The organism is Paenibacillus sp. NPDC056722, from assembly GCF_042790635.1.
In the GTDB taxonomy this organism is placed as follows: Bacteria; Bacillota; Bacilli; order Paenibacillales; family Paenibacillaceae; genus Paenibacillus_AQ; species Paenibacillus_AQ agri.
Genome location: NZ_JBHTYV010000009.1, coordinates 1 through 6,093, shown reverse-complemented (window position 1 = coordinate 6,093; position 6,093 = coordinate 1). Strand labels below are relative to the sequence as shown.

Here is a 6,093-nt window from a genome sequence, read left to right as displayed (position 1 = left end):
ATCCCTGGACCGCTGCCTCATATCCTCCAGCTCTGCGCGGAATGATGTCATCTTTTCCAGCTAGTGTGAGCTCAATCCTCCTGTGACTCCAGTTGTCCCAGAACATCCCTGGACCGCTGCCTCATATCCTCCAGCTCTGCGCGGAATGATGTCATCTTTTCCAGCTAGTGTGAGCTCAATCCTCCTGTGACTCCAGTTGCTCCAGAACATCTCTGGACCGCTGCCTCATATCCTCCAGCTCTGCTCGGAATGATGTCATCTTTTCCAGCTTCCGGTCCAGAGCTTCTAACTGTTCACCCAGCTTTTGCTCTAGTTCAATTAGCTTTTCCTTCCGGCCCGGTACTTCAGCTCTCCCTTTGTAATGGCTGCGATAGCTCTCCAGCAAATCATGAAAGGCTACAAACTGCTGCAAATCCACCAGTGAGATGCCCAGGACCTCCTTCGCATCCATAATCCTGCGGAGACTCTCAATATCCTCCTCGGTATATAGCCGCGTCCCCTTTTCGCTCCGCTGCGGTGATGCCAGCAGCCCCATCTCTTCGTAATAACGGATGGTGCGTTTGGTTAGCCCGGTTTCCTGCGCGACCTGTTCAATCTTTAACCAGCTCATAACGGCCTCCTGCTCCAATCTATAAGTTCATTGATTTTTGATTATTTTGACTACTCTTATATTATATATAATGTTAACGTTAACGTCAAATTTATATATCGATTACCCTTATTATAAGCTCCTTCTATATGCACTATACAAAAAAAGACTCGGCAACCAGCACCGAGTCCTTCTTCTGCTTTGATCCAAGCAGCTTTGTTCGTAGTTTGTTTTCTTTCCTATTATAAGCTGAACTTAAAAATTAATAAGCCTGAACTGACCAATACAATGTCCCAACAGGAATTGACCGATTCATAGCGTTAGTTTCATAACGTTTGAACCTTCAGCTTCCCCTCATTAGCGAAGCCTTTAGCTACTCCCGAGATTTTGAACAACAAAATTCCCTACTTGCTAGTGTTACTGACCCCGTTACTCCTTCTATCCAAAGTTACGGGGCCCTACTCGCTTCCTTTCTTTCCTTCCATTGCAGCCTTTAACAGCTCACCCAGGTTGGAGCCGATGCTTTCCTGCTTGCTGTACTGCTGCACCAGCTTCTGCTGCTCACGCTTGTTGACATGTTTGTGGTCTTTATCCATCGTCTCCGTGATGCCACAGCCCAGGCACTGTACATACAGTCCTGCCTTACCTTCTTTCAGTTCCATTTTCTTATGGCACTGTGGACAGCGGCGGTTGGATAGGCGCTTCTCTCCCGAACGGGTGTAGCCACAGCTGTCTGCCGGACAAATCAGCATCTTACCTCGTTTACTTTTCTTCTCTAGGAGTCTTGTTCCGCATTCCGGACAATGACTGCTGGAGACATTATGCGGCTTGTATTCTGCTGTGCTAGTTTTCACGCCAGATACAAGCTCTTGTGCCATGCTACGAATACCTTGCAGGAATGGCTCAGGACGGCCTTGACCGCGGGCGATCTTCTCCAGCTCCGCTTCCCAGCGAGCGGTGAGGTCTGGTGTGCGCAACTGTGGCGATACCAGACCGATAAGCTGCTTTCCTTTGCCAGTTGGATGCAGCGAATTCCCTTGACGCTCGATTGTATCCGAGCTAACCAGTTTCTCGATAATGTCGGCGCGTGTGGCTGGGGTGCCCAGCCCGTGCTTCTCCATTTGCGTCAGCAGCGACGCCTCCGTGTGCCGTTTCGGCGGCTGAGTCCGTCCGGCTTTGACCATGCAGCGCCGGATCGTCACCGTCTCGCCTTCGCGCAGCTCCGGCAGCTTAATACCGCTTGCGGCTGGTTCATCCGCCGCATTCTCATCTTCGTCGTCGTTACTCATATCGCCGCCGTAAACCTCACGCCATCCGGCATCTTTTACCGTGGTGCCTTTGACGTGGAAGCTCTCGCCCTCCACCTGTACAGTCACCGCTACAGCATCGTAGCGGGCCGGTGGATAGAACAAGCTGATGAAGCGCCGTACGATCAGGTCGTACAGCTTCCGTTCCTCCGTGCTTAACCCGTTCAGCAGCACCGTCTGCTCCGTAGGAATGATCGCATGGTGATCGCTCACCTTGCTATCATCCACAATTCGCTTCGTGATAGGCAGCGGTTTCCGCAGTAGCGGACGAGCCAGTGTCGCATATGGCCCGACAGCCACACTATCCAAACGCTCCTTCAGTGTACCCGTCATATCGGAGGACAAATAACGGCTATCCGTGCGCGGATAAGTCACCAACTTGTGCTGCTCATAAAGACGCTGCAATACACTGGATGTCTGCTTCGCCGAGAAGCCGAACTTGCGGTTAGCATCGCGTTGCAGCTCCGTCAGGTCATAAGCGAGTGGATGCGGCTCGCTCTTTTCACTTTTTTGTACCTTCGTAATCCGTCCGTTCCGTCCGGTAAGCTTCTCACTTAAAGCCTTTGTCTTCTCTTTATCAAAAATCCGTCCATCTCCACCATTGGCCCGCCAGCCAGCCTGAAAATGCCCAAAATCAGCAGACAAGGTCTCAAAATCCTGCGAACGGAAGCTGGTAATTTCATTTTCCCGATCCATGATCATTCCGAGTGATGGTGTCTGCACCCGTCCCGCCGATAGCGGTGCGCCGAACTTGCAGGTCAATGCCCGTGTGACGTTCAGCCCAATCATCCAGTCGGCTTCTGCCCGGCAGCGTGCCGATTCATACAACCGGTCAAAATCCTTGCCCGGCCGCAGCGCAGCAAACCCTTCCTTGATCGCCTTATCCGTCTGCGAAGAGATCCAAAGGCGCCGGAACGGCTTTTTCCAACCAGCCATGTTCATAATCCAACGCGCTAACAGCTCCCCTTCACGCGCAGCATCGGTAGCCACAATCAGCTCCCCGACGTCCTGCCGTTTCATCAGATGCTGTACCGCCTTGTACTGTTGGCTCGTCTCCCGCAGCACCTTAAGCTTCGCCTTCTCGGGCAGGATCGGCAGATCCTCCAAAGCCCAGGTCGCAAATTTATTGTTATAATCCTCAGGCTCCGCCAGGCCAACCAAATGTCCCAACGCCCAGGTGACTATATATTTAGGTCCTTCAATATAACTCTTCTGCTTCTCCTTACATCCCATAACCCGCGCAATCTCCCGCGCTACAGACGGCTTCTCCGCCAATACCAGTACCTTCATAACTCTCTCCTTTCCATACGGAATTATTATAGCATTAAATGAAAGACAGCAAATAACGTCAGGACTGATTATGCTGGCGGTTATACAATTACAATGTACTTCATATCAGAAAGGAGTCACAGCCATGTGTGAAAAAGAAAGCTATACTATAGTTCCGATAGGTTCAGTTATAACATCCGGGGGAAACCGACAGCGCATTCTAATCAGCTCTGAGTTTGCTCCCGCATTAAAGGGGTTATCCAGCTTCAGTCACTGCCAGATTCTATGGTGGTTGCATGAATTTGCGGAGGATCACTTCCGTCAGACCACACAGATCGACCCGCCATATGATGCGCCAATCACAGGGGTATTCGCCACCCGCTCACCTGTTCGTCCGAATCCTTTAGGTCTCAGTGTCGCAGCTATTCTATCCGTGGACGGAGACACCGGCATAATAGAGGTTGCTGGATTGGACGCTTATTCCGGCACCTCTATCCTCGACATCAAGGCTTACTTCCCAAGTACCGATCGTGTTAAAGATGTGCGCGTCCCTTCCTGGTCTGCTAACTGGGGTGATTGGTGGCTCCCCGATCCAAGTTAAAATATCTAAATCACGACTACAGGAGGCAGAACCATGAACAACCGCCAGCTTATTCTTAAAGCTCTGAATCTTATAGAGGACCACCTCACAGCGTCTCTTCCTGTAGCTGCACTATCTAATGCAATGGGATATTCTCTCTACCATTTCATACGCTTGTTTCAAGCGGTTACTGGAATGGCTCCTGGGGAATACATCATCCGGCGAAAAATCACTGAAGCCGCTCTGGATATTATCCACAGTCCGGATCGCTCATTTCTGGACATCTCGCTTCATTATCATTTTAATAACTATGAGACCTTCACCCGGGCTTTCAAAAGACTACTGCACACCACCCCCACACTTGTCCGAAAGAGGCAGGCCGGGACGATGCTCCCTCTGCTTCATAGAATGCATGAACGCGATCTACTGCATTTGTCAGCTACATTTAGCACGCCTCCACAGCTCGTTGAGCTGGGTGAGATCATCCTTCAAGGACCTCTCGCCAGGGTAAAAAATAATCCCGATGTCATCACTCAAACCTGGCCCCGACTATTTAATAGCATTCATAATATTCCCCAGCGCAAGCTTCCAGAAAAATACTATCAAGTCGCTTATTGGCCTGAAGAGGATGATCACAGTGCATTTTCGGTCATGTGCGCATGTGAGTTACTTGCTTCCTTGTTGGAGCAAAGTAAAAAACATCATGATTTCCAAAGTAGAGTCTTAGAAACTTCCTTCCTGGATGAATCTTTAAACATTTTGTCGCATACAGGCCCCAGCGCTGATTTTCCTATTCACAGACTCCCGCCAGCCCGATACCTCAGATTCATACATAAAGGCCTTTCTAGGGAAGTATCTTCTACCTATAAATACATTTATGGAATATGGCTACCCAAGACCGATTACCGTCTGTCACTTCCTTATGAGTTTGAATACTATGGCGATGCCTATCTCGGTCCGGACAATGAATCCTCTCTTAGCGAAATTTATATTCCATTAGAACTGCTATAATTCGATAGTTAAAAAAACAGTTAACCTAATAAATGTTTATATTTCTTCATAATAGGTTAGATAACAAAAGACCCGAGCCTCTAACCAGACCGGGTCTTAATTTTGTGCATACTCTATTTCTACTGCTATTTCTACTCCTAATTCTATTTTAGCTTGACGCATCTACTTTTACTTTCACTTCTACTTATTTTTCTAAACTAATACTCCTAACTTCGCGCTTCTACCTCTGCTGCTCTTACTCTGCAAATGTTAGACAAGCCGTAAAAATCACCGTATCGCCGGAAATCCCCTGGACAAACGTCCCTTCAGTTTCCACCGAAGAGCGGGTAATTGTTATCTCCTGTCCAAAGGTCGCTTCCTGCAAATAAGTAATTCTGAAACGTTTAATCGTTCTTCCATCCCATTCGTCCAAAGACAGCGTATCACAACATAAATCGCCGTATCTGGCATTGTTCAAATGCCCGTTATTGTCCAGTCCGCTGTATCTTACCTGATAACGATAAGCTCCCTGCATAAGCAGTTCCTCAGGGATTTCCACTTTGCTCGGTATCTCTCCTACTGAGTCACCTACATAGTGCTCCACTGGAACTGGTAGTGCTGAGGGACGGAGTATTTTACGTTTTTCGATATCAACCAAGGCCCAGATCGACCTCGCACTTGCAATCTCATTGTCATTGCTATCGAAAATCCGGTAATCCCGCTGCCATAAAGCACCCTTGGTTCCCTTGCTCCAGGTTCGAATAGATAGCGAGTCATTCTGCCGTGGCATGGATCCAAAATCAATATCGAGGGTGATTAGCATCCAGGCCATCCCTGCTTCCAGCAACTTCTCCAAACTAACCCCTAGCCCGCTTACCGCAGAATCTGCTGCACGCTGCATCATATCCAGGATAAAGGACAATTTAGCATTGGAACGATAATCCGTATCGCTAGCATGTACAATTTGCTTCTCTATCCACACAAGTTTGTTAGAGTTATCCATAGGTATCCTTCTTTCATATAAAATATGTATCCGTTTTGCAGGCTGTATCCACATATCCCACTGCCTATCCACATAATCTGGGGAGTACTCACCCAAAAAGCACTTAAAAACACTTAAAAGCCCTTATCCACATGTGGGTAACTTTAAATAGTTTACACTTTTCCTGTATTTACCCACAAACTTTTCTGGGATTTTTTCTGTAATTTGAATCTTTAGACAACAAAAAAGCCCTTGTTGATTAAATCAACAAGGGCTCATGTGCTTGGCGGCGTCCTACTCTCCCAGGACCCTTCGGTCCAAGTACCATCGGCGCTGGAGGGCTTAACGGTCGTGTTCGGGATGGGTACGCGTGGAA

At 48.4% G+C, this 6,093-nt stretch carries 5 protein-coding genes and 1 rRNA gene; 2 read left to right on the top strand and 4 right to left on the bottom strand.

What is annotated here, in order from left to right; translation table 11 throughout:
* Positions 1-175: 175 nt before the first annotated feature.
* Complete coding sequence (locus ACFRAM_RS20140) at positions 176-610, bottom strand: MerR family transcriptional regulator (RefSeq protein ID WP_379467439.1); 435 nt, start codon at positions 608-610, stop codon at positions 176-178.
* Positions 611-1,047: 437 nt separating this feature from the next.
* Entirely contained in the window at positions 1,048-3,186 is a 2,139-nt protein-coding gene (locus ACFRAM_RS20135; RefSeq protein WP_379467437.1) for a DNA topoisomerase III, read from the bottom strand.
* A gap of 124 nt (positions 3,187-3,310) precedes the next feature.
* Between ACFRAM_RS20135 and ACFRAM_RS20130 the strand changes: the two genes are divergently transcribed.
* Both ACFRAM_RS20130 and ACFRAM_RS20125 read left to right on the top strand, forming a co-directional pair.
* Positions 3,311-3,766 carry an SAM-dependent methyltransferase gene (locus ACFRAM_RS20130; RefSeq protein WP_379467433.1) on the top strand — a complete coding sequence of 152 codons (456 nt, stop codon included), beginning with the start codon at positions 3,311-3,313 and terminating at the stop codon, positions 3,764-3,766.
* A gap of 33 nt (positions 3,767-3,799) precedes the next feature.
* Positions 3,800-4,756: an AraC family transcriptional regulator gene (locus ACFRAM_RS20125; protein ID WP_379467431.1), complete on the top strand. Its 957-nt coding sequence runs from the start codon at positions 3,800-3,802 to the stop codon at positions 4,754-4,756.
* 235 nt (positions 4,757-4,991) lie between these two features.
* Here ACFRAM_RS20125 and ACFRAM_RS20120 read toward each other — a convergent pair whose 3' ends face one another.
* Complete coding sequence (locus ACFRAM_RS20120; protein ID WP_379467429.1) at positions 4,992-5,738, bottom strand: acyl-[acyl-carrier-protein] thioesterase; 747 nt, start codon at positions 5,736-5,738, stop codon at positions 4,992-4,994.
* Positions 5,739-5,998: 260 nt separating this feature from the next.
* A 5S ribosomal RNA gene (gene rrf, locus ACFRAM_RS20115) occupies positions 5,999-6,093 on the bottom strand; the annotation flags it as partial.